A 20,578-nucleotide genomic window follows, 5' to 3' on the forward strand; every position below is an offset into this window, starting at 1 on the left:
GGATCCTTCAGCCCGTCCGGCGTTTGAGGACGAGGCCCGCAGGGCCGACAGCGGGGGTCTGGGGGCGCAGCCCCCAGGGAAGGGACGGGTAGGGGCGGCGGGGGCGAGACCCGTTGGTCCGTCCCACCGCCTCGCATCCGCCAAATGGTCGCCAGGTAAGGGAACGGTAAAACGCCCCCGCTCGTTCACCCGGCATGACAGCTATGACCCCCGGCTCGAACATCCCTCTCTCCACCGCGCGCGTGACGGTGGACGTCGCCGCCCCGGTGCGGCTCGACGTATCGGGCCTGCTGCTCACCGCCGACGGCAAGGTGCGCTCCGACGACGACTTCATCTTCTACAACCAGCCGAGCGGCCCCGGCGTGACCTACCGCTCCGGCGGCGGCACCAGCCCCGACGCGATCACGGTCGACACCACGGCCGTACCCCCCGGCATCGAGAAGATCGTCGTCACCGCCAGCCCGGACGCCACCGGCCAGACCTTCCAGGGCATCGAACCCACGGCCACCATCCGCAACGCGGACGACAACAGCGTCCTGGCCACCTTCACGCCCCCGCAGCTCGGCACCGAGACGGCACTGGTGATCGTCGAGGTCTACCTCCGCAACGGCGCCTGGAAGGCCCGCGCCGTCGGCCAGGGCTACGCCAACGGCCTGGCCGGCATCGCCACCGACTTCGGCGTGACGGTCGAGGAACCGGCCCCGGCCGCCCCCGTGGCCCCGCCGCAGCCCACCATGACGCCCCCGGCCACCCCGCCCGCCCCGCCGATGTCCGCTCCTCCGGTGCCCCAGACCCCCGCCGCGCCCCCGGCCCCGCCCGCGCCCCCCGCGCCCGGCGCCGGGAAGATCAACCTCGACAAGGGCCGCGTCAGCCTCCAGAAGAACCAGACCGTGTCCCTCGTCAAGGGCGGCCGCCCTCTGCTCTCCCAGGTCAAGATGGGCCTCGGCTGGGAGCCGGCGTACCGCGGCAAGGACATCGACCTGGACGCCTCGGTCATCGCCTACGGCCCGCAGCGCAACCACATCGACAGCTGCTACTTCGGCAAGCTCCAGATCGTGCAGGGCGCGATCCGCCACTCCGGCGACAACCTCACCGGTGAGGGCGGCGGGGACGACGAGGTCATCACCGTCGACCTCGGACGTCTCCCCCAGGAGGTCACCGGGCTCGTCTTCACGGTCAACTCGTTCTCCGGCCAGAAGTTCACCGAGGTCGCCAAGGCCTATTGCCGGCTGATCGACGCCGCCTCCGGCGAGGAACTCGTCCGCTTCGACCTCACCAACGCCGAGTCGCAGACCGGCGTGATGATGGCCAAGTTGATCAAGCAGTTCTCCGGCGAGTGGGAGATGACGGCCATGGGCGACTTCGTGAAGTCCCGCACAGTGAGGGGCATGGTGAAGCCGGCGGCCCAGGCACTGTAGAGCCCGAATCTGCGGCACCACGTCCAGGGCGCCCCCGGCCGAAGGGGGCGCCCGGCGTGTGCGCGGAGGGCACTTCCCGCGCGTCGAGGTGCACCCGGACTCAGGCCGAAGTGCGCACCACCAGCTCGGGCACCACCCAGGCGTCGGCACCCCGCAGGGGTTCCTCGCCTGCTCGTAGGCGGGCGACCTGTTCGACGGCCAGCCGCCCCAGCCTCCGTTTGTCGATGTGGAGGGTGGTAAGCGCGGGCTCCACCAGCTCGCCCAGCGACAGACCGTCGAAGCCCAGGACGGCCAGGTCGTCCGGCACCCGTCGGCCCCGGCGCCCGGCGGCGCGCACGGCTCCGACGGCGATCAGGTCGTTGAAGCCGAAGACGGCGGTGATGTCGGGCCGGGCGTCCAGCAGCCGCTCCATGGCGGCCTCGCCCCCCGCCACACTGTGCTCGGCACACAGCACGATCCAGCTGTCGTCGACCGGCAGGCCGTGGCGCCGGACCTGCTCCAGGAAGGCCTCCCGGCGCGGGTCGGGTCCGTACACCCCGTCCAGCATGCCGATCCTGCGATGCCCCGCGCCCACCAGATGGGCCATGCCCTGTTCCAGACCGGCGGCGGCGTCGATGCCCACGGCCGCGAAACGGGTCTGCTGCGGACCGTGCTCCAGCAGCACCAGCGGTACGCCTCCGAGGTGCCGGGCCAGCACCTCGTCGGGGCTCCTGAAGTAACCGACGATCGCGTCGGCCTGGTGGGACAGCACGTCGAGCGCGTCCCGCTCGCGGGCCTCGTCTATGCGCGAGTCCCACATCACCACCTGCCAGCCCCGCTGCTCGGCCGCCTCCAGAACACCGGCGGCCACCTCGGGGAAGAAGGGGTTCATCAGGTCCGGGATCACCAGACCGGCCGTCACGGCACCCTTCTGCACCATGCCGCGCGCGAACCGGCTCGGCCGGTAGTCCAGCAGCCGAGCCGCCTCCAGCACCCGTTCCTTGGTGGCCGGGTCGATCTCGCCCTTGTCGTTGACCGCGCGGGAGACCGTCTGACGTGACACTCCGGCCAGCTTCGCGACGTCATGGATCGTGGCCCGGCGGCGAGTGCCGTCAGGCCGCTCGACACTCGTCCCCCACTGCTGATCGTCCGCCCGCACGGGGGCACTGTAGCGCTCCGCCCGAAGGGCCGCGCAAGGGTCGACGGTCGTCTGCGGCGCCGTTGTGGCTGGTCGCGCCCACGCGGCGGAGCCGCGTGTGGAGACCGTCCCGCGCCCCTTTCAGGTGCGCCGCCGGACCGCCCCACCGCTCAGAACAGCGCGCTGTACGCGTTCAGCGCCGGCTGGCCGCCGAGGTGGGCGTACAGCACGGTCGAGTCCCGCCCGATCTCCCCCCGGCCGACCAGGTCGACCATCCCGGCCATCGACTTCCCCTCGTACACGGGGTCGGTGACCATCCCCTCCGTCCCGGCCGCGAGCCGCATGGCCTGGAGTGTGGTCTCGTCCGGGATGCCGTACGTGCCCGCGTGGTAACGGTCGTCGAGCTCGACGTCGCTCTCGGTCAACTCACGTTTGACCCCGATGAGTTGACCGGTGTGGTGGGCGATCCGGGTGATCTGCTCGCGGGTGGTGGCGGGCTTGGCCGAGGCGTCGATGCCGAGGACGCGGCGCGGCCGGCCGCCCGCCTCCTCCAGCGCGGCGAAGCCGGCGACCATGCCGGCCTGGGTGGAGCCGGTCACCGAGCACACGATCACCGTGTCGAAGAAGACGCCCAACTCCCTCTCCTGTTCGGCGACTTCGTAAGCCCACCCGGCGAAGCCCAGTCCGCCGAGCGGGTGGTCGGACGCGCCCGCCGGGATGGCGTACGGCTTGCCGCCCGACTCCTCGACCTCCCTGAGCGCCTGCTCCCAGCTCTCCTTGAAGCCGATCCCGAACCCGGCCCGCACCAGGCGTACCTCGGCGCCGGCGAGGCGGCTGACGAGGATGTTGCCGACCCTGTCGTACACGGAGTCGGGCCAGTCCACCCAGCTCTCCTGGATCAGCACGCACTTGAGGCCCGCGCGGGCGGCGACGGCGGCGACCTGGCGGGTGTGGTTGGACTGCACGCCACCGATCGAGACGAGGGTGTCGCAGCCCTTGGCCAGCGCGTCGGCGACCAGGTACTCCAGCTTGCGGGTCTTGTTCCCGCCGTACGCGACACCGGAGTTGCAGTCCTCGCGCTTGGCCCAGAGCAGGGCGCCGCCGAGGTGCGCGGTGAGGCGCTCCAGGGGGTGCACGGGAGATGGGCCGAAGAGGAGGGGGTAACGCTCGTAGGAAGAGAGGGACATGTGCGCCTCCACAGGGTCACGGCGTCGGTCGGTCGGAGTCGGCCAGGTCGGCGAGGGTCCGCCAGATCTCCGCCGTGACCTGGACCGCTCCGTCCACGTCGGCGGCGGCGCACGCCTCGATCAACCGTTCGTGCAGCCCTGCCGAACGGCAGGTCCCGCCCTCGCCGAAGCGGCGGCGCTCCAGGCGGCGGATGAGCGGGGTGTAGCGGGCGACGGTGGCGGCGGCCACCCGGTTGCCGCTGACCCGCACCAGTACGTCGTGCAGTTCGTCGTCGGCCCGTAGCGCGAGATCCACTGCGCCGGACGCGACGGCGGCGGCGAAGCGGTCATTGGCGGCGCGCATGATCTCCACGTCCCCGGCCGTCAGCCGCGGCACGGCGACCCGCGTCGCCAGCTCGTGCATGGCGCCGACCACGGCGGCGGCGTCCCGTACGTCGGCGGCCACGAGCGGAGTGACCCGCGTGTAGCTCTGCGGCTTGCTCTCCAGCAGTCCCTCGTCCACGAGCCGCGAGAACGCCTCGCGCACCGGCGCCCGCGACAGCCCGAGCCGCTCCGCGAGATCGGCGTCCCGCACCACGGCGCCGGGCTCGATCTCCCCGGCCACGATGGCGTCCCGGATCGATTCGTACGCGCGGTCCCTGAGCAGGGTCCGGGCTACGGGTCGTATGGCCTTCACGACTGAAATGTTAGATGTCAGCCCACCGTCCGGACAAGGGTGCGGCCCGCACCCCCGTGAGTGCGGGCCACGCCCCGGCTCCCGCCGGCCTCAGTCCACCCAGGGCCAGTCGGCGTTCCGGGCGCCTTCGAGCAGCGGAACCATCCGGAAGGCGGCGTCCGACAGGCCTCCGAAGGTGTGCCGGTTCGCCCTGCCCGACGGGCCGTGGCCCGTCCGGTAGCCGGCGAGGTTCCAGGTGTAGACCGGCACGTCGGCGGGGACCTGCTGGGTCGGGTCGCCGTGGCGGCTGTACGCGTACTGCTCGTCGGTGACGATCAGTACCCGGTCGTGCTTCCCGTAGTGGCGGCGGACCGCCTCGGTGGTGTCGGTGCCACCCAGGTCGCCGAAGCGGCCGAGGATCTTCAGCACCGACTCGCCCCGGCGGAACCGCACCGGGGCGCTCGTGGAGCCGAACTCCACCAGGTCCGCCTTCTTCGCCCGCACCGCCAGCGCCGTGCCGAAGACCGCCGCCGCGTCGGCCCGGTTGAGCTTCGAACGGTCGGACAGCGGGCTCCACATCGAGCCGGAACGGTCGACGAGGATCAACGTCCGGCCGGGCAGCGCGGGCACATTGGCCAGCGAGTGACCGAGCGCCTGCTCCAGCGGGTACGCCCAGCGCAGCGACGGCGCGTGCCGGTACGCGGCGAGGTAGCGGAAGGGGAACTGCCGCGACCGTACGACCTCGGCGGGGTCGCTGATCCGCGCGGCGACCTGGGCCGCCACCTCGTCGGAGACCCCGGCCTCGTCGAAGTTCCGCAGGTTGCGGATCAGCGCCATCGCGCCCATGGACGGCATGACTGCCTCCCAGGCCGCCTTGTCCATCGGCCCCTGGAGCCAGCCCGCCAGCGCCTCCCACGTCATCCCGGCCGCCGCGAGCCGCTCGGCCCCGCCGTGCGAGGTGACCACCGCACGCCGCTCCTCAACGGGCAGCGCCATCAGCTCACGGTGCGCGAACAGTGTCCGGGCGGACGCGGGCGGCACGGCGGTGTCCGGGTTGTGCCGGCGGTCGAGGGCGTACTGGAACAGCTCGCCCTGCCACGGCTTGTCCGGGTCCGGCGCCGCGTGCACCAGGTTGAGGATGTCGCCGAAGCGGTATCCCTTGGAGGCGGTGTCGTACTTCAGCAGCGCCTTGCCGCTGTAGAGACGGCGCACGGCGTCGGCGACGCCGCGCTTGACGGGCTTCGGGACGTTTCGGCCGTACCGCGCCGTCCAGTACGCGAGCAGTTCGCCGGGCTCGTCCGGCCGCTGGAGCACGGAGGCGACGACCTGCCGGTTCGCCGGGCCGTCGGTGGCCCCGGCGTCCAGGCGCGCCTTCACGTACTCGGCGGCGCCCACGATGGACGCGGTACGGAGGTTGCCCTCGCCGCGCAGCCAGCCGAGCAGGCCCGCGGTCCACTCGGGGTCGGTTACGGCGAGTTCGCGCACGAGCCGGGCGAACCGGTCGGCGCGGTCGGCGCCGGTCTCGTAGAAGGTCCGCTGCGAGACGAAGTCGGAGACCGAGAGCAAGAACAGTTCGGAGCGCGCGTCGCGCTCATGGCCTCGGCCGCCCTCGAAGGTACGGAGCACACGCCCCGTGGATGTCACGCGTGAAGTGGGCCGAGCCCGGGCCGCTCTCGTGTTGAATCGCGCCATGCCGAATTCCCCCGAATTCACTGTGGTTTCGGAAGGAGACGCGGCAAAAGGAGGGTGCCCGAGTTCGAAGTCGACTGCGGTTGCTTATAACTGGCGCGTCTTCCGTTCCGCCACACCGACCCGAAGTCGATGACGGGATTCGAACCCGCACGAGGGATCTCCCCCACCAGCCCCCGAAGTATCCGCTGCCTGCGCACCGGGCACCCACCTTGAGCCGCGCCTCCCGAGATCAAAATGCTCGCACCGGGAGGTGCATGAAGTTGTGGTGTCCAGAGTTCAGATCGGCGGAACCGACATTAGGTGCTCTAACCCCTGAGCTACACCGGCCGGTTGTACCGGTGGCGGGACTCGAACCCGCGGCCGCCCCATTATGAGTGGAAGTAGGTCCTGCCTTCGCACCTGGACGTTCATCACTCTAGGAGGCGTACCGCGGGCCCGGCGAGCGAATTAAGTTCAGCCCCGCTTCTGGCGCTTCCAAGGACCGGTGATCGCCAGCATGATTCCCGGCGTCTGGATGCTGGCGTAGAGGGTCTTTCCGTCGCAGGAGAATGTGACGCCGGCGAACTCGCTGTATTCCGGCTCGTCCTCGGTGCCGACGTTGAGTTCGTTGCGGGCGATGGGGTAGGTGCGACCGCTGTCGGTGGCGCCGAACAGGTGCTGGACGCCCTCGCCGTCCTCGGCGATGACGAGGCCGCCGTACGGGGAGACCGTGATGTTGTCGGGGCCGTCGAGGGCGCCGTCCTTGGACGGGTCGGGGTTGACGCCGAGGAGGACCTTCAGCGTCAGGGTGCGGCGCTTGGGGTCGTAGAACCAGACCTGGCCGTCGTGCCGGCCGGGGCTCTCCTCGCGGGCGTAGGAGGAGACGATGTAGGTGCCGCCGTCCCCCCACCACATGCCCTCCAGCTTGCGGGCGCGGGTGATCTCACCGTCGGCGAACTGCTTGCGCACGGGCGTGGTCTTCGCGTCGCGGTCGGGGACGTCCACCCAGTCGACGCCGTACACCGTGCCGACCTTGGTGGCGCGGGAGAGGTCGTCGACGAACTTGCCGCCCGAGTCGAAGCACTTGGGAGCCTGGAGCACACCGGCGTCGTCGGCCAGGGTGCGGAACTTGCCGGGGCCGTACTCGAAGCCCTTCGGCGGGGTCCAGCGGAACAGCAGGCCGTTGGGGCCCGCGGCGTCCTCGGTGAGGTAGGCGTGGCCGCGCCTGGGGTCGATGACGACGGCCTCGTGGTCGTAGCGGCCGAAGAACTTCAGTGGCTTGGGGTCGCGGTTGGCGCGGCGGTCGACGGGGTCGACCTCGAAGACGTAGCCGTGGTCCTTGGTCATGCCGTTGGTGCCGGCCCGGTCGGAGTTCTCCTCGCCGGTGAGCCAGGTGCCCCAGGGCGTGCGGCCGCCCGCGCAGTTGGTGGAGGTGCCGGCGATGCCGACCCACTCGGCGACCTGACCACCGGGACGGACCTCGACGACCGTGCAGCCACCGGCCGCGGCGGGGTCGTAGACGAGACCCTCGGTGAGCGGGACGGGGTACTGCCAGTTGGCGCGCGGGCCCTTCAGCTCATGGTTGTTGACGAGGAGGGTGGTGCCGCGCGGGCCGTCGAAGGCGGCCGTGCCGTCGTGGTTGGAGGGGGTGAACTCGCCCGACTCCAGCCTGGTCTTCCCGCTGTAGGTGATGACGCGGTACTCGAAACCGGCGGGCAGCGCGAGGATGCCGTTCGGGTCCGGGATCAGCGGGCCGTATCCGACACCGCCGCCGTGGGCGTCCGCCGGCTTCTCGCCCTCGGCCGCGGCCTCCGTGGACGCGAGCGCGTTCGGCGCGCTGGCGAGAACGCCGGCACTGCCCGCCAGCGCGACACCGGCACCGGTGATCGCGGAGTTCCTGGCGAAGTCCCTGCGGGTGAGCGACATGGTGTCTCCTGAGACAGTGGGTGCCGTGGAGGGTGGCCGGCTTCGGTCGGCGCAACCGTCCCGCCCATGCCTGAACGCCGGTTGAACAACGCCTTAAGGGGCGCGGGGAACTGCGCGAGCAACCACACCGCACCCGCACCCGCGAAACAAGCTCAGCCCCCCTGTTGCGACCGCGCCTTGAAGGCAGCCTTGCGCGCCTCCTTCGCGATCTTCTTGTCCGGATGCAACCGCCCCATCGCCTCCAGCACATCCGCGGTCGCCGGATGCTCCACCCGCCAGGCCGCCGCGAAGAACCCACCGTGCTGCGCGGCCAACCCCTCCACCAGCGCCCGCAGTTCGTCGGAGTTCCCCTCCGCCGCCAGCTGCGCTGCCACCGTGTCGACGGTCAGCCAGAACACCAGCTCCTGGGAGGGCGCGGGAACGTCGGAGAACCCCGCCTCGGTCAGCCAGACCCGGGCCAGCCCGCCCAGCTCCGGATCGTCGAGGACCTCCCGCAGCGCCGGCTCGGCCTGGGTGCCCAGCAGGGACAGCGCCTGCTGGCAGCGCAGCCGTCGCAGCGGTGCCCCGGCGTCCAGGCCCCGGGCCGCCGCCAGCAACTCCCGTGCCGCGGCGAGGGATTCCCGCCGGGCCAGCCACATCTCGGTCTCGGCGCGCGCGGCGACCTGCGGGAAGGTGGCCGTGCCGTCGAGCAGGGCGTCGGCGCCCTTGTCCGCGAGGTCCCCGACGGCGGGTGCCTCGAACCCGGCCTCCAGCAGCCGCGACCGCAGCCCGTACAGGCCGAGCGGGGTCAGCCGCACCATGCCGTAGCGCGAGACGTCGGTGTCGTCGACGGCGGTGGGCGCGTCATCGGCTCCGTCGGCTGCCGCGTCCGCGTCCGCCATCAGCGCCTCGTCCACCGGCTGGTACTCCACGAGCCCGACCGGCTCCAGCACCCGGAACTGGTCGTCGAGGCGCATCATCGCGTCGGAGACCTGCTCCAGCACGTCGTTCGTGGGCTCGCCCATGTCGCTGGGCACGATCATCGACGCTGCGAGGGCCGGAAGCGGCACCGGGCCGTCGCCGGGGCCGTCGTCGCTGGCCGTCAGCAGGTACAGGTTGCCGAGGACTCCGTCGAGGAACTCCGCCTCGGCCTCCGGGTCCCAGTCCAGCGAGGAGAAGTCGATCTCGCCACCGGTGTCGATGGCGTCGACGAGGTCGTCGAGGTCGGGCACGCTCGCGTCGGCGAGGACCGTCTCCAGTGCCGCCAGCCACACCCCGAGCACGTCCTGCGGCGAACCGCCGGTCAGCAGCGCCAGATCCGCGCCGGCCTCGACCGTGCCGGCCTCCTCGTCGACGATCTCGACCAGCCCCGCGTCGACGGCCACGCGCCAGGCCTCGCTCGCGTACGCGGCGGCGTCGTCGCCGCTCAGCCCGAGCGCCTCGGCGGCCGCCGGCAGCTGCTCCTCGACGAGGCCGCCCCCGGCGTCGACCCGGGTGTCGGGTCCGGCCCAGCGGGCGAGCCGCGTGGCCCGGGAAAGCAACGGCGTGGACAGCGCGTCCCGCGCCAGCTCCGCTTCGGGGTGCAGCCGCACCGGCGGCAGGGAGGAGCTGTCTGACATCGGCTGTTTCTCCTAGGGCGTTCTGCATGGCCGTGAGCTACACGGCCCTCGGCCGTACGCATCACGGCTCAACCGCTCAGCCTAGACGGATTTCCACCCATGCCACCCGGTTCATCTCCCCGTCGGGCGCTGTACATGGCCGAAACCTTGACAAGTGGCTTGACCAGGCAGGAGATTGACGCGCGTAGAAATCCGGCGGACATCTGTTCACTGTATTTTCTACGCGCGTCGCCACCGCCCCACCGGTCGCGCCTGCACCCACCGTTTGCACAAGGTTCCACGCACCACCCTCGTCCCGGTGCTCATTCACGTCCCCGGAGGGATTTCCGTTGCCGAGCAAGCAGTCCGCGCGTCTCGCCGCGCTCACCGTCGCCGCCGTGTGTTCCGCTGCGTCCACCGTCGCCCTCACCGCCCCCGCGCACGCCGACTCCGTGCGCATCCATGACGTCCAGGGCAGCACGCGCATATCCCCGTACGCCGGCAAGGAGGTCACGGACGTGGCCGGAATCGTCACCGGCGTGCGCACCTACGGCATCTCCAGAGGCTTCTGGATCCAGGATCCGCAGGCGGACGACAACCCGGCCACCAGCGAGGCCATCTTCGTCTACACCAACTCCACGCCGAAGGGTGTCGCCGTCGGCGACGCGGTCACGGTCTCGGGAACGGTCCAGGAGTACGTCCCGGGCGGCGCCGCCACCGGCAACCAGTCGATCACCGAGATCACCAAGCCGACGTTCACCGTCGTCTCCAGCGGCAACGCCCTCCCGGCAGCCGTGGTCATCTCCGCCAAGTCCGTGCCGTCCGCGTACACCCCCGCCGGCGACACGGCCGCGAACGGCTCGATCAACGGCCTGACGCTCCGGCCCAGGGCGTACGCCCTGGACTACTACGAGTCCCTGGAGCACATGAACGTCCGGGTCGCCGACGCGCGGGTGGTCACCGGCACCGACGACTTCAACGAGCTGTGGGTCACGGTGAAGCCGCGCGAGCACGCCAACCGCCGTGGCGGCGCGGTGTACGGCTCCTACGACTCCCAGAACACCGGGCGCCTGCAGATCCAGTCCCTGGGTGCGGCCGCCGACTTCCCGAAGGCGAACGTCGGCGACACCCTGTCCGGCACCACCACCGGTCCGCTGGACTACACCCAGTACGGCGGCTACACCCTCGTCGCCGGCGAGCTGGGCACCCTCAAGAGCGGTGGCCTGAAGCGGGAGACCACGCGGAAGCAGGGGCGCGGCGAGCTGGCGGTCGCGACGTACAACGTCGAGAACCTGGACCCGTCCGACGCCACCTTCGCCGAGCACGCCGCCGCGATCGTGAACAACCTCCAGTCGCCCGACATCGTGTCCCTGGAGGAGATCCAGGACAACAACGGCAAGACCGACGACGGGACGGTCGCCGCCGACCGGACGATGCAGAAGCTGATCGACGCGATCGTCGCCGCGGGCGGCCCGGCGTACCAGTGGCGCTCGATCGACCCGGTGAACAAGGCCGACGGCGGTGAGCCGGGCGGCAACATCCGTCAGGCGTTCCTGTTCAACCCGGAGCGCGTCTCCTTCGTGGACCGTGCGGGCGGCGACGCCACGACGGCCGTCGGCGTGACCAAGGTGAAGGGCAAGGCCGCGCTGACGGTCTCCCCGGGCCGTGTCGACCCGGCGAACGCGGCCTGGGCGAACAGCCGTAAGCCGCTGGCCGGTGAGTTCGTCTTCCGTGGCCGGACGGTCTTCGTGATCGCCAACCACTTCGCCTCCAAGGGCGGCGACCAGGCGCTGCACGCGCAGTTCCAGCCGCCGGTCCGCAGCTCGGAGACCCAGCGACACCTCCAGGCGACCGCGGTGAACGCGTTCGTGAAGGACATCCTGGCCGTCCAGAAGAACGCGGACGTCGTCACGCTCGGCGACATCAACGACTTCGAGTTCTCCGGCACCGCCAAGCTGCTGGAGGACGACGGCGCGCTGTGGTCGGCGATCAAGTCGCTGCCCAGGAGCGAGCGTTACTCGTACGTCTACCAGGGCAACGCGCAGACGCTGGACCAGATCCTGGTCAGCCCGTCGATCCGGAAGTCCTGCGACTTCGAGTACGACAGTGTGCACGTCAACTCGGAGTTCAACGACCAGATCAGCGACCACGATCCGCAGGTGCTGCGGTTCCGCCCGTAGTCCCGCCAGGGCTCAGGGCTGGCTGAACACGCCGTTCAGCCAGCTCTGCCAGGCGGCTTCGCACTCCTTGATGTCGGCGCCCGGCGTGAAGTCGTGCAGGGAGATGCCGACCGGGTGGCCCCAGTGGTTGCGGCCGAAGACGCGGGTGAGGCCCCGGTCCGTGCGCAGCCCGATGAAGTACGGGTCGCGGAAGTCGACCACTGCGTCGAAGTCGTCGGGACCGTGCACCCGCACGCTCGTGCCGGCGGCCACGTCCTCCCCGACGCCGAGGGCCCGCCCGACGGCGGCCAGGGCGTCGGCGGCCTTCGACGCCTCGGGGCCGTCGAACGTGGCGAAGGCGGCCGGGCGGGGCGCGAAGTGGACCAGGTACTCGCGCAGGGTGTGCAGATAGAAGTCGGTGTGCTTGGCGGCGCCGTCGTACTGGTTGTCCCAGTCGTCGACGAAGATGCCGCTGTGCACGTACCGCACCCAGGCGCGCCGGCCCTCGTCACGCGGCTCGATGGTGTAGTCGAGCTGGTTCATCGTCTGCTCGGCGATGCCCTCGACGTCCTCGACGCGGTTGGTGTAGCGGTGCGGCGGGTCCCAGGCGGTGACCTTCGACCCGAACGGCCCCCGGCCGCCGACCCGGGGCTCGGGCGGTTCCATCGGCCAGAGATAGCCTCCGGTGCCGGTGGTGACGGCCTCCCAGACCTCTTCGGGCGTGGCGTCGACCTCGAACTCGCGGGCGATCTCGAATTCCTTGGACATGACGGGCTCCTGTGTCCTACTGCTCGATTTCCTGGGCGGGCTGCTGGTCCTTGACCGTGGGGTGGACGGCGACGACGATCCGGTGATCGCGGCCGCCCTCGGTGTCGGGCGCGTCGTACTTGCGGATCAGGGCGCTCACGCCGGCCGTCAACTCCTGGATGAAAGCGGCTCGTTCGGCGGCCGAGGCGAAGCGGACCTCGCCGTCCAGCGCGTAGGTCGCCAGCCGCTTGCGGGCCTTCGTGGCGCCGGTGATCAGCGAGCCGACGTCGCGCACGAGCCGGGCGCCGAGCGCGAGCAGCCAGCGGGCGGAGAGCTGGTCACGGAAGCGGTCCGGGTCCGGCTGCACGGAGGCGAGCGCGAGCGGCGAGATGACGTACGACGCCGCGGTCGCCTGCATGAGCCGTTCGGTGACGTTTCCCTTGCGGCGCTCTCCGGCCAGTTCGACGAGGCCGTGCCGCTCCAGCGCCTTGAGGTGGTAGTTCACCTTCTGCCGGGGCAGCCCGACCTTGCCGGCGAGCATGGCGGCCGACGCGGGTCCGGCCGCCAGTTCGGCGAGCAGCCGGGCCCTTGTGGGGTCCAGGGAGACGGCTGCGGCCTCGGGGTCCTCGATCACGGTGACGTCCAGCATGCGTCCACCGTCTCACCGAAAACTTTTTTTGTCCAGACGGGTCAAGTTTTCGGTAACCCACGGAGCCGCAGACCCACGGAGCCACGTCAGACGGGGAGGAGTCCGAGCGCGTGGTCGTAGCGACTGACCGTGCTGCCCTTCAGCCCCGGCCAGTTCTGCACGCGGCGCCACAGCTCCGTCGCCGAGCCGACACCGTCGCCGGGGGCGGCGAGGGCCTCGGCGTGGGCCCGGGCGCTCTCCCACTCGGCGTAGTTGAGGACGCGGGTGCCGTCGGTGCTGAGGTGGAAGTGGGCGGAGATGCCGCCGGAGTGGGGCTCCGGCTCGGCCTCCAGCGCCGCCAGGACGGCGTCCACCCAGGCGCGCTGCCGCTCGGGGTCGGGTCCCTCGAACTCGATGTCGACGATCACGACGCAGCCCGGGACCCGTGGGTCGCCGTCCCGCCGGGCGCTGCGGTAGCGCCGGTACCGGCCGAGCCCCAGCCGCTCGATGCCCGGTACGGCGGTGTCGATCTGATCGACGCGCTCCTGCCGGTGTGTCCGCACGAACGACTCGTAGGCCTGCTCACCGCGCCACTGCGAGTGGTGGAGGAGGGTGGAGCCGTCGTGGCCGGTGTAGACGTGGTAGCCGAGCAGACCGTCGGCGGGCCAGGGGCGGGCCTCCCAGGTCCTGGCGATGGCCTCGACGGTCTGCCGCTGGCGCAGGGGGGTGCCCACGCGCCAGGTGCTGAAGAAGGGCGCGCCGGCCTCGGGGCGGGTGAGGTCGGGGTGGACGTCGGTACGGCGGGTCATGGCGGCCTCCGCGGCAGGTGGTCGATGCGTGCCCCGGTCACCTTTCGCCCTCAACCGGACTTGAGGTCAAGACGCCGCCGCCCCGGCCGAGGTCTGGCCGGGGCGGCGGCGGACTCGGTCGGGCGGACGCCGGTCAGCCGGTCCCCCGCCTGCGCAGCGCCCGTGCCGCGACGACAGCTCCCACCACCGCCCCGACGATCAGCACCGGCCGCGGATGCCGCAGGCCGGCCTGTACGACGGTGCGGACGGGGCGCGGGACGCTGTGCTCGACGACATGGCCCGCGTGGGTCGCCTTGTCCTGGACGGTGTGGCCGGTCCGGGTCGCCCGGTCCTGCACGGTGTGCCCGGCCTGGGCGGCCCGGTCCTGCATCACGTGCCCGGCGCGCGCCGCCCGGTCCTGGACCACGTGCCCCGCCTGGGCCGCGCTGCTGCGCAGCTGCACGGTCATCGCGCCCGCCTTGTCCTTCAGGTCGGCGGCGCGGGCCATGGCCCGGCCCTTCACGTCCGCCTTCCCTGCCAACTCCTCGACGGTGTCGCCGAGTTCGCCGCGGGTCCGCTCGATCTGTCGGCGCAGTTCATCAGGGCCCTTGGCCCCGCCGCCCGCCTTCTTGGCCGCGCTCCTCCCCGCGGCCGCGGCTTTCGCCGCACCCTTCTTCGCGGCCTCCCCGCCGCCCGTCGCCCCCGCCTTCTTGTCCGTCATCGGTGCGCCCTTCCCTTCATCTCCTCGACATCGGCCCTGACGCTGCCGAGCGCCTCCTCGGGTGCGGGAGGGGCGGCGCGCCGCAGCTGGGCGCGGCCGGTCGCGGCCAGCAGGCCGGCGAGGGCGAACAGGGCCCCCGTCACGATCAGCGCCGCGGCCCACACGGGCAGCGTCAGCGAGAGCGCGGCGGTGGCCGCCGCGGCCAGGAACAGCAGACCGGCGTACGCGACGGCACCCGCGGCGCCCAGCAGGCCGCCGCCGCGGCCGGCGCGTCGGCCCTTCTCGGCCAGTTCCTCCTTGGCGAGGGCGACTTCCTGCCGTACGAGCCGGGAGAGCTGTTCGCCGGCCTGTCCTACGAGTTCGCTCACCGAGCGATGTTCGTCGCGCGCCCGCTCGGGGGCCATGGACCCGGTCACGGTGTTCCGCCTCCTCTCGGTTCGGAACCCCCCGGGTACCCGCCGCGGCCCCCGCTATCCCTTCCGGCCGCCGCCCGGTCCGCGCTCGCCCAGCCGGGCCAGCTGGGCCTGGAACCAGTCGAGGCGGGCCTGCAACAGCGCGGCCTCGGCGGTGAGTTCGGGCACGCCCGGCTCACCCGCGGCCGCGAGGTCGGCGCCCGCCACGGACACCCCCCGCCCGGCCACCACCCGCAGCCTCTCCCCCGCCGGCCGGGCGAACCCGGCGAGCGGGACGGACACACGGCCACGGAGGCAGCCCGCGCAGGACGGGGCGAGGGCCCGCCAGCCGGGGCGGCCCCAGCCGGCGTCGGCCAGGGCGGCGGCGACCGTACCGCAGGCGCAGGGGCCGACCGTGGCGGTGCGCACACGCTGACGGGCGTAGCGGAAGCCGCGCTCGAAGCGGATGTACCGGCCCAGCACGGTGACCTCCAGCAGCACCGCCGCCCGGTGTTCGGCCGTGCACAGCAGCGCCTCGGCCGTCCTACGGTCATGCACACAGTGGAAGCCGCAGTCGCAGCGGCGGCTCGGCGCCCGGTGCCGCAGGCCGTAGACACAGGACGCGTCGGCCAGGACCCCGTACGGCAGCGCGCCGCCCAGCGACACACCGGTGAAGCCGGCCCGGGTGCCGTCCTGGGACAGCATCGGGTGGGCGATCTTGTATCCGGTCGGCGGCTCCCTCGGGCGTTCCTCCGGAAGCCGCAGTCTCATCGGGTGACCGGGACCTCTTCGGGCGCCGACGCCTCGACGGCCCCGATCTCGGCGATCTCCTCGGCGAGTTCGACTACCTCGTCATAGTCCTGCGGCCGCTCCTGCGCGACTCCGGTGGCGAGTGCCTTGCCGAGCTTCATGACGCGTCCCATGCCCAGGGGCCGTTTCACCGTCCTGGCCATGGTGACCCATGCCGCCCGACTTGGACATAAGGCCTACGACGTGCCTGATCAACCCCCACATCACAGCAAATCTAACCAATACCTCGTAGCAGAATTAAGTAGAGCTTCACAGTCATCCTGCCGAGACTACTGCCATGACGACGACGCCCTCCCCCGCCCCGCCCTTCGGCCGCGCCCTCTGCGCCATGATCACCCCCTTCACCGAGGCCGGCGCGCTCGATCTGGCCGGGGCGCAGCGGCTCGCCACCTGGCTGGTGGACGAGGGCTGCGACGGGCTGGTGCTCTCCGGCACGACGGGCGAGTCGCCGACCACGACGGATGCCGAGAAGTCGGAGCTGATCAGAGCCGTCCGGGAGGCGGTGGGAGGCCGGGCGTCCGTCGTCGCGGGCGTAGGCACCTTCGACACCCGGCACACCGTCGAACTGGCTCTGGCGGCCGAAAAGGCGGGCGCCGACGGCCTGTTGGTGGTCGCGCCGTACTACAGCAGGCCCCCGCAGGACGCCGTCGAGGCGCACTTCCGCGAGGTCGCGGACGCGGCCGGACTCCCTCTCGCGCTGTACGACATCCCGGCCCGGACCGGCACCCGCATCGAGCCGGAGACGCTGATCCGGCTCGCCGAGCACCCCCGGATCGTGGCGGTGAAGGACTGCTCCTACGACTTCCTCGGCGCCCAGAAGGTGCTGGCGCGCACGGGGTTGGCGTACTACGCGGGGTGCGACGAGCACAATCTGGCGCTGTACGCGGTGGGAGGCGCCGGGTACATCAGCACGGTCGCCAATGTCGTGCCGGCCCGGCTCCGGGCCGTACTGGACGTGTTCGAGGCGGGCGACACCCCCGTGTCCGCCCGCCTCCAACAACGCGCCACGCCGCTCATCGAGTCGATGATGTCGGCCGGGCTGCCCGGCACGGTCACCGCCAAGGCCCTGCTCAATGAGCTGGGTCTGCCGGCGGGCCCCGTCCGGGCACCGCTGCGGCCAGCCGACCGCGAGACGGTCGACAGGCTGCTGGCGGTGTACCAGGAGTTCGTCACCGGCTGATCGGGCCCCGGCCTGGTCAGGGCCGTCTCCCGATCAGCGTCCGGTCCGCCGAGCGCCGGGGCCTGTCCGGCGGCCTGTCCAGTGGCCTGTCCGGCGGATCAGGCCCCAGGTGCTCAGCGCTCGGCGAAGACAGGCTCCCAGCGTCCGGCGTCGCCGTCGTTGCCCTTGAGGAAGCCGCTGAGGGGGACCGTCTTGTCGCTGCCGACGGTCACCTTCACGAGCCGCTGACGAAACTCGTCCTTGCTGTCCGGCCCGATGTCCCAGGCGATCAGCGACGTGTCGTCGGCCCAGGCGAGCAGCTGCTGCCCGCGCACCTCGGTCCTGTCGCCGGTACGGGCGTCGACGACCCAGGAGGACGTCTTCCACTTCTCGCCCGCGAAGTCACCGGCGACCAGCCTGCCGCTGGGCGACTGCCATGCGTCGACGTACCACTGGAGGTGCTTCTGGTCCGCCGGTACGGGGACCTCGGCGCCGGTGAAGTCGTAGAACTGCTTGCCGATGTCCCCCATGGGGTTGCCGGCCCAGACATGCCTGCCGTCGGGGCTGAGGGCGAAGTCCTGGCGGGCGTTGATGAAGCCCGCGCCCATGGGGTCGTTCGGGTCGCCCTTCAGCTTGACCTCGCTCCAGGTGCCCTTGCCGGACACCGTGTCGAGGACGTAGAAGCCGGTCCGGGTCGACGGCTGCTTCTGGTCCCAGAAGTCGGAGCCCTCCGTCTTGACCAGTTGGTCGGGGTTCTCGCCGTAGGTCGTCGCGACCAGCTTCAGACCGTCGCGCGAGAAGGAGAGCCCGGCGACCTTGTGGTCGACCTCGATCCACCGCTCGACCTTGCCGGTGGCCAGGTCGAGCATGCCGATCCGCGAGGCGGGCAGGTCGCGTTCCAGCACGGCGGCGGTCTTCAGTCCCGGGGCGACGGCGACGTAGGACCACTTGGTGGTCTTCACGTACTTGCCCGTCCTCTGGTCCAGCAGCCAGTAGTCGCGGACGCGTTCGGCCTGGCCGGCGGAGTGCTTGACGGTCCGGGGGATGTAGTAGGCGGCCAGCACGGTGTTCCCGGCCGAGATCAGATCGCGTGGCGGCGACTGGTCCGGGTGCGCGACGTCCTTGCTCTTCTGTACGACGTCCGCGGGCCGCACGTCCTCCTTGCCGGAGTCCAGCAGCGGCACCGCCACGCCGATGGCGACGACGGCCGCCGTGACCGCGGCGACGGAGGCGATCCGCCGGGTGCGCCGGCGCCGTCGCACCACCAGGACCCGCTCGGCGAGCCCAGGTCCGGCCGACGTCTGCTCGTCGGCCAGCTCCCGCAGGGAGTCACGCACGAGTTCCTCGACGTTCACGGTCGCACCTCCACGGGCGAGAAGTCACGGGACGGCTGCGACTCGACCTCGGCCGGGCCCAGCGCCGCCAGCTCGGGGGCGAGCGCGCGCAGCCGGGCGAGCGAACGGTGGGTGGTGGACCGTACGGTGCCCACGGAGCAGCCCAGGACCCGGGCCACGTCGCCCTCGGGCAGGTCCTCGAAGTAGCGCAGCACCAGCACCATCCGCTGCCGTGCCGTCAGCCGGGCCAGCGCGCCGCGCATCAGCAGCCGCAGCTCCGCGTCGGGCGCGGCGTCCGGGCTCGCGCCGGTCTCGGGCGGTTCGGCGACGGTGAACTCGCGCCGGCGCCACTTCAGCCGCCAGCGGCTGATCTGCTGCCGGTACAGGATCTGCCGTACGTACGCCTCCGGCTCGTCGATGCGGTGCCAGCGGTCGGCCGCCTTGACCAGGGCGTTCTGCAGAAGGTCCTCCGCGGCATGCCGGTCGCCGCCGCTCAGCAGCACCGCGGTCCTCAACAGCGCGGACGACCGGTTCTCCACGAACTCGCGAAACCTGTCCTGCGCTTCGGCATCCATCGTCACCTTCTCTTCCCCCGGGCCGGCCCCGCGCCCGCCACTCCTACTCCTGGTGACGCGTGCGGCGGGTGACCGCTATGCCACCTCACGGAAATTGGTCAGGAAACGGGTCGGGGCCCGTACCGCATCCACTGCGGTACGGGCCCCGACCCGTGCTGTACGGCTGATCAACCCCACTTGTACCCGTCACCGAAGAGCAGGAAGTGCTCCAGCACGTCCTCCATCGGATCGTCGACCTGCCCGACATTGACCAGCCCGATCCGGGGGCCGTTGTGCGAGGCCGTGTTGGTCTCGTCGGCATACGCGCTGCCCGCCGGCAGCCAGCACACCGCCCCCACGGCCAACGCCCCCACCACCAGCCGGAGCACAGCCCTGCTGCGCGCCCTCGTCCTCACTCGACCCGTCATCGGTCCTCATTTCGTCGGTTCGGCGTGTGATCGGAAACTGCGTCCAACCGTTCATCTGCCTGGACCGGGGTGAGGTCACGTGGAGTAACCCGTACGTGAGGGGGTGGGGTTGCCGGTGAGGGGGTCAGTTGTGGCTGTGCAGGATCTCGTTCAGCCCGCCCCACACCGCGTTGTTCGGCCGGGCCTCGACCGTGCCGGTGACCGAGTTGCGGCGGAAGAGGATGTTGGAGGCGCCGGAGAGTTCGCGGGCCTTGACGATCTGGCCGTCGGGCATGGTGACGCGGGTGCCGGCGGTGACGTAGAGGCCGGCCTCGACGACGCACTCGTCGCCGAGCGCGATGCCGACGCCCGCTTCGGCGCCGATCAGGCAGCGCTCGCCGATGGAGATGATCACGTTGCCGCCGCCGGAGAGGGTGCCCATCGTCGACGCGCCGCCACCGATGTCGGAACCGTCGCCGATCACGACACCCGCGGAGATGCGGCCCTCGACCATCGACGTGCCGAGGGTGCCGGCGTTGAAGTTGACGAAGCCCTCGTGCATGACGGTGGTGCCCTCGGCGAGGTGCGCGCCGAGGCGGACCCGGTCGGCGTCGGCGATGCGGACGCCCTTGGGGGCGACGTAGTCCGTCATGCGCGGGAACTTGTCGACCGAGGTCACCTGGAGGTGCAGGCCCTCGGCGCGGGCGTTCAGGCGGACCTTCTCGATGTCGTCGACGGCGACCGGGCCGAGGGAGGTCCAGGCGACGTTGGCGAGGAAGCCGAACTGGCCCTCCAGGCTCAGGCCGTGCGGCTTGACCAGGCGGTGGGAGAGCAGGTGAAGACGCAGGTAGACGTCGTGCGCGTCGATCGGCTTCTCGTCGATCGAGGCGATGACCGTGCGGACCGCGACGACCTCGACGCCCCGGCGTGCGTCCGGCCCGATCGCCGCGGTGGCGCCGCCGCCCAGCAGCTCCGCGGCCTGCTCGGCGGACAGCCGCTCGCTGCCGGAGGGACCGGGCTCGGTGACGAGCTCGGGCGCGGGGAACCAGGTGTCGAGAACGGTGCCGTCGGCGGCGATCGTGGCGAGGCCGGCGGCCACGGCGCCGGTGGTACGAGGAGCAGTCGTGTCGGTCATAAGGGCAACCTAACGTGACGCCCACTCCAGGGGCGAACCGGCGGGCACGCGTCTCACGTGCCGGGCGGTACGCCACCATTCAGCCCGTCCGGCGTTTGTGTACGAGGCCCGAAGGGCCGATGGCGGGGTCTGGGGGCGCAGCCGCCAGGAACCGGGGTCGAAGGGGCATCGCCCCTGGAGGACGGGAGGGGTA

Annotated in this window: 20 protein-coding genes; 3 read left to right on the plus strand and 17 right to left on the minus strand. The window is 71.6% G+C overall.

Features of this window, described 5'->3' with window-relative positions:
- Window positions 1-203: 203 nt before the first annotated feature.
- Window positions 204-1,418: a TerD family protein gene (locus tag ACZ4UU_RS00705; RefSeq protein WP_468036386.1), complete on the plus strand. Its 1,215-nt coding sequence runs from the start codon at window positions 204-206 to the stop codon at window positions 1,416-1,418.
- 100 nt (window positions 1,419-1,518) lie between these two features.
- Here the strand turns inward: ACZ4UU_RS00705 and ACZ4UU_RS00710 are convergent, their stop codons facing one another.
- The 6 genes from ACZ4UU_RS00710 to ACZ4UU_RS00735 all read right to left on the minus strand — a co-directional run bounded on the left by ACZ4UU_RS00710 (window position 1,519) and on the right by ACZ4UU_RS00735 (window position 9,572).
- Complete coding sequence (locus tag ACZ4UU_RS00710) at window positions 1,519-2,556, minus strand: LacI family DNA-binding transcriptional regulator (protein WP_468035642.1); 1,038 nt, start codon at window positions 2,554-2,556, stop codon at window positions 1,519-1,521.
- A 149-nt stretch (window positions 2,557-2,705) separates the two neighbouring features.
- Window positions 2,706-3,722: a 1-aminocyclopropane-1-carboxylate deaminase gene (locus ACZ4UU_RS00715; protein ID WP_468035643.1), complete on the minus strand. Its 1,017-nt coding sequence runs from the start codon at window positions 3,720-3,722 to the stop codon at window positions 2,706-2,708.
- Between the two features lie 16 nt (window positions 3,723-3,738).
- Window positions 3,739-4,398: a GntR family transcriptional regulator gene (locus tag ACZ4UU_RS00720; RefSeq protein ID WP_468035645.1), complete on the minus strand. Its 660-nt coding sequence runs from the start codon at window positions 4,396-4,398 to the stop codon at window positions 3,739-3,741.
- Between the two features lie 90 nt (window positions 4,399-4,488).
- Window positions 4,489-6,069: a TROVE domain-containing protein gene (locus ACZ4UU_RS00725; protein WP_468035646.1), complete on the minus strand. Its 1,581-nt coding sequence runs from the start codon at window positions 6,067-6,069 to the stop codon at window positions 4,489-4,491.
- Between the two features lie 453 nt (window positions 6,070-6,522).
- Window positions 6,523-7,974, minus strand: a complete 1,452-nt coding sequence (locus ACZ4UU_RS00730) for an alkaline phosphatase PhoX (protein WP_468035648.1) — start codon at window positions 7,972-7,974, stop codon at window positions 6,523-6,525.
- Window positions 7,975-8,126: 152 nt separating this feature from the next.
- Window positions 8,127-9,572 (minus strand): hypothetical protein, encoded by a 1,446-nt coding sequence (locus ACZ4UU_RS00735; RefSeq protein ID WP_468035650.1) that lies wholly within the window; start codon window positions 9,570-9,572, stop codon window positions 8,127-8,129.
- Window positions 9,573-9,901: 329 nt separating this feature from the next.
- Here ACZ4UU_RS00735 and ACZ4UU_RS00740 point away from each other — a divergent pair, with 329 nt between their 5' ends.
- Window positions 9,902-11,731, plus strand: a complete 1,830-nt coding sequence (locus ACZ4UU_RS00740; protein WP_468035652.1) for an endonuclease/exonuclease/phosphatase family protein — start codon at window positions 9,902-9,904, stop codon at window positions 11,729-11,731.
- A gap of 12 nt (window positions 11,732-11,743) precedes the next feature.
- Here ACZ4UU_RS00740 and ACZ4UU_RS00745 read toward each other — a convergent pair whose 3' ends face one another.
- The 7 genes from ACZ4UU_RS00745 to ACZ4UU_RS00775 form a co-directional block, all read right to left on the minus strand.
- The gene (locus ACZ4UU_RS00745) at window positions 11,744-12,478 is read right to left on the minus strand and encodes an SRPBCC family protein (RefSeq protein ID WP_468035654.1); all 735 of its coding nucleotides are present in this window, start codon (window positions 12,476-12,478) and stop codon (window positions 11,744-11,746) included.
- Window positions 12,479-12,494: 16 nt separating this feature from the next.
- On the minus strand, window positions 12,495-13,106 hold the full coding sequence (locus tag ACZ4UU_RS00750) for an ArsR/SmtB family transcription factor (protein WP_468035656.1): 612 nt from the start codon (window positions 13,104-13,106) through the stop codon (window positions 12,495-12,497).
- Window positions 13,107-13,192: 86 nt separating this feature from the next.
- Window positions 13,193-13,894: an antibiotic biosynthesis monooxygenase gene (locus tag ACZ4UU_RS00755; RefSeq protein WP_468035658.1), complete on the minus strand. Its 702-nt coding sequence runs from the start codon at window positions 13,892-13,894 to the stop codon at window positions 13,193-13,195.
- Window positions 13,895-14,027: 133 nt separating this feature from the next.
- Window positions 14,028-14,594 (minus strand): DUF3618 domain-containing protein, encoded by a 567-nt coding sequence (locus tag ACZ4UU_RS00760; protein ID WP_468035660.1) that lies wholly within the window; start codon window positions 14,592-14,594, stop codon window positions 14,028-14,030.
- Entirely contained in the window at window positions 14,591-15,010 is a 420-nt protein-coding gene (locus tag ACZ4UU_RS00765) for a phage holin family protein (RefSeq protein ID WP_468035661.1), read from the minus strand. Before ACZ4UU_RS00765 ends, ACZ4UU_RS00760 begins: the two co-directional genes overlap by 4 nt.
- A 54-nt stretch (window positions 15,011-15,064) precedes the next feature.
- Window positions 15,065-15,757 (minus strand): hypothetical protein, encoded by a 693-nt coding sequence (locus tag ACZ4UU_RS00770; protein ID WP_468035663.1) that lies wholly within the window; start codon window positions 15,755-15,757, stop codon window positions 15,065-15,067.
- Window positions 15,754-15,927, minus strand: a complete 174-nt coding sequence (locus tag ACZ4UU_RS00775; RefSeq protein WP_468035665.1) for a hypothetical protein — start codon at window positions 15,925-15,927, stop codon at window positions 15,754-15,756. Before ACZ4UU_RS00775 ends, ACZ4UU_RS00770 begins: the two co-directional genes overlap by 4 nt.
- 146 nt (window positions 15,928-16,073) lie before the next feature.
- Here ACZ4UU_RS00775 and dapA point away from each other — a divergent pair, with 146 nt between their 5' ends.
- Entirely contained in the window at window positions 16,074-16,976 is a 903-nt protein-coding gene (dapA, locus tag ACZ4UU_RS00780) for a 4-hydroxy-tetrahydrodipicolinate synthase (RefSeq protein ID WP_468035667.1), read from the plus strand.
- A 113-nt stretch (window positions 16,977-17,089) separates the two neighbouring features.
- Here dapA and ACZ4UU_RS00785 read toward each other — a convergent pair whose 3' ends face one another.
- The 4 genes from ACZ4UU_RS00785 to dapD form a co-directional block, all read right to left on the minus strand.
- The gene (locus ACZ4UU_RS00785; RefSeq protein WP_468035669.1) at window positions 17,090-18,310 is read right to left on the minus strand and encodes a YncE family protein; all 1,221 of its coding nucleotides are present in this window, start codon (window positions 18,308-18,310) and stop codon (window positions 17,090-17,092) included.
- Complete coding sequence (locus ACZ4UU_RS00790; RefSeq protein WP_468035671.1) at window positions 18,307-18,864, minus strand: SigE family RNA polymerase sigma factor; 558 nt, start codon at window positions 18,862-18,864, stop codon at window positions 18,307-18,309. The genes ACZ4UU_RS00785 and ACZ4UU_RS00790 overlap by 4 nt, the downstream gene beginning before the upstream one ends.
- 167 nt (window positions 18,865-19,031) lie before the next feature.
- On the minus strand, window positions 19,032-19,271 hold the full coding sequence (locus tag ACZ4UU_RS00795) for a hypothetical protein (protein ID WP_468035673.1): 240 nt from the start codon (window positions 19,269-19,271) through the stop codon (window positions 19,032-19,034).
- Between the two features lie 124 nt (window positions 19,272-19,395).
- A complete protein-coding gene (gene dapD, locus ACZ4UU_RS00800; RefSeq protein WP_468035675.1) occupies window positions 19,396-20,385 on the minus strand; it encodes a 2,3,4,5-tetrahydropyridine-2,6-dicarboxylate N-succinyltransferase in 990 nt (329 codons plus the stop codon).
- Between the last annotated feature and the right edge of the window lie 193 nt (window positions 20,386-20,578).

The organism is Streptomyces sp. NPDC028907 (assembly GCF_055564995.1).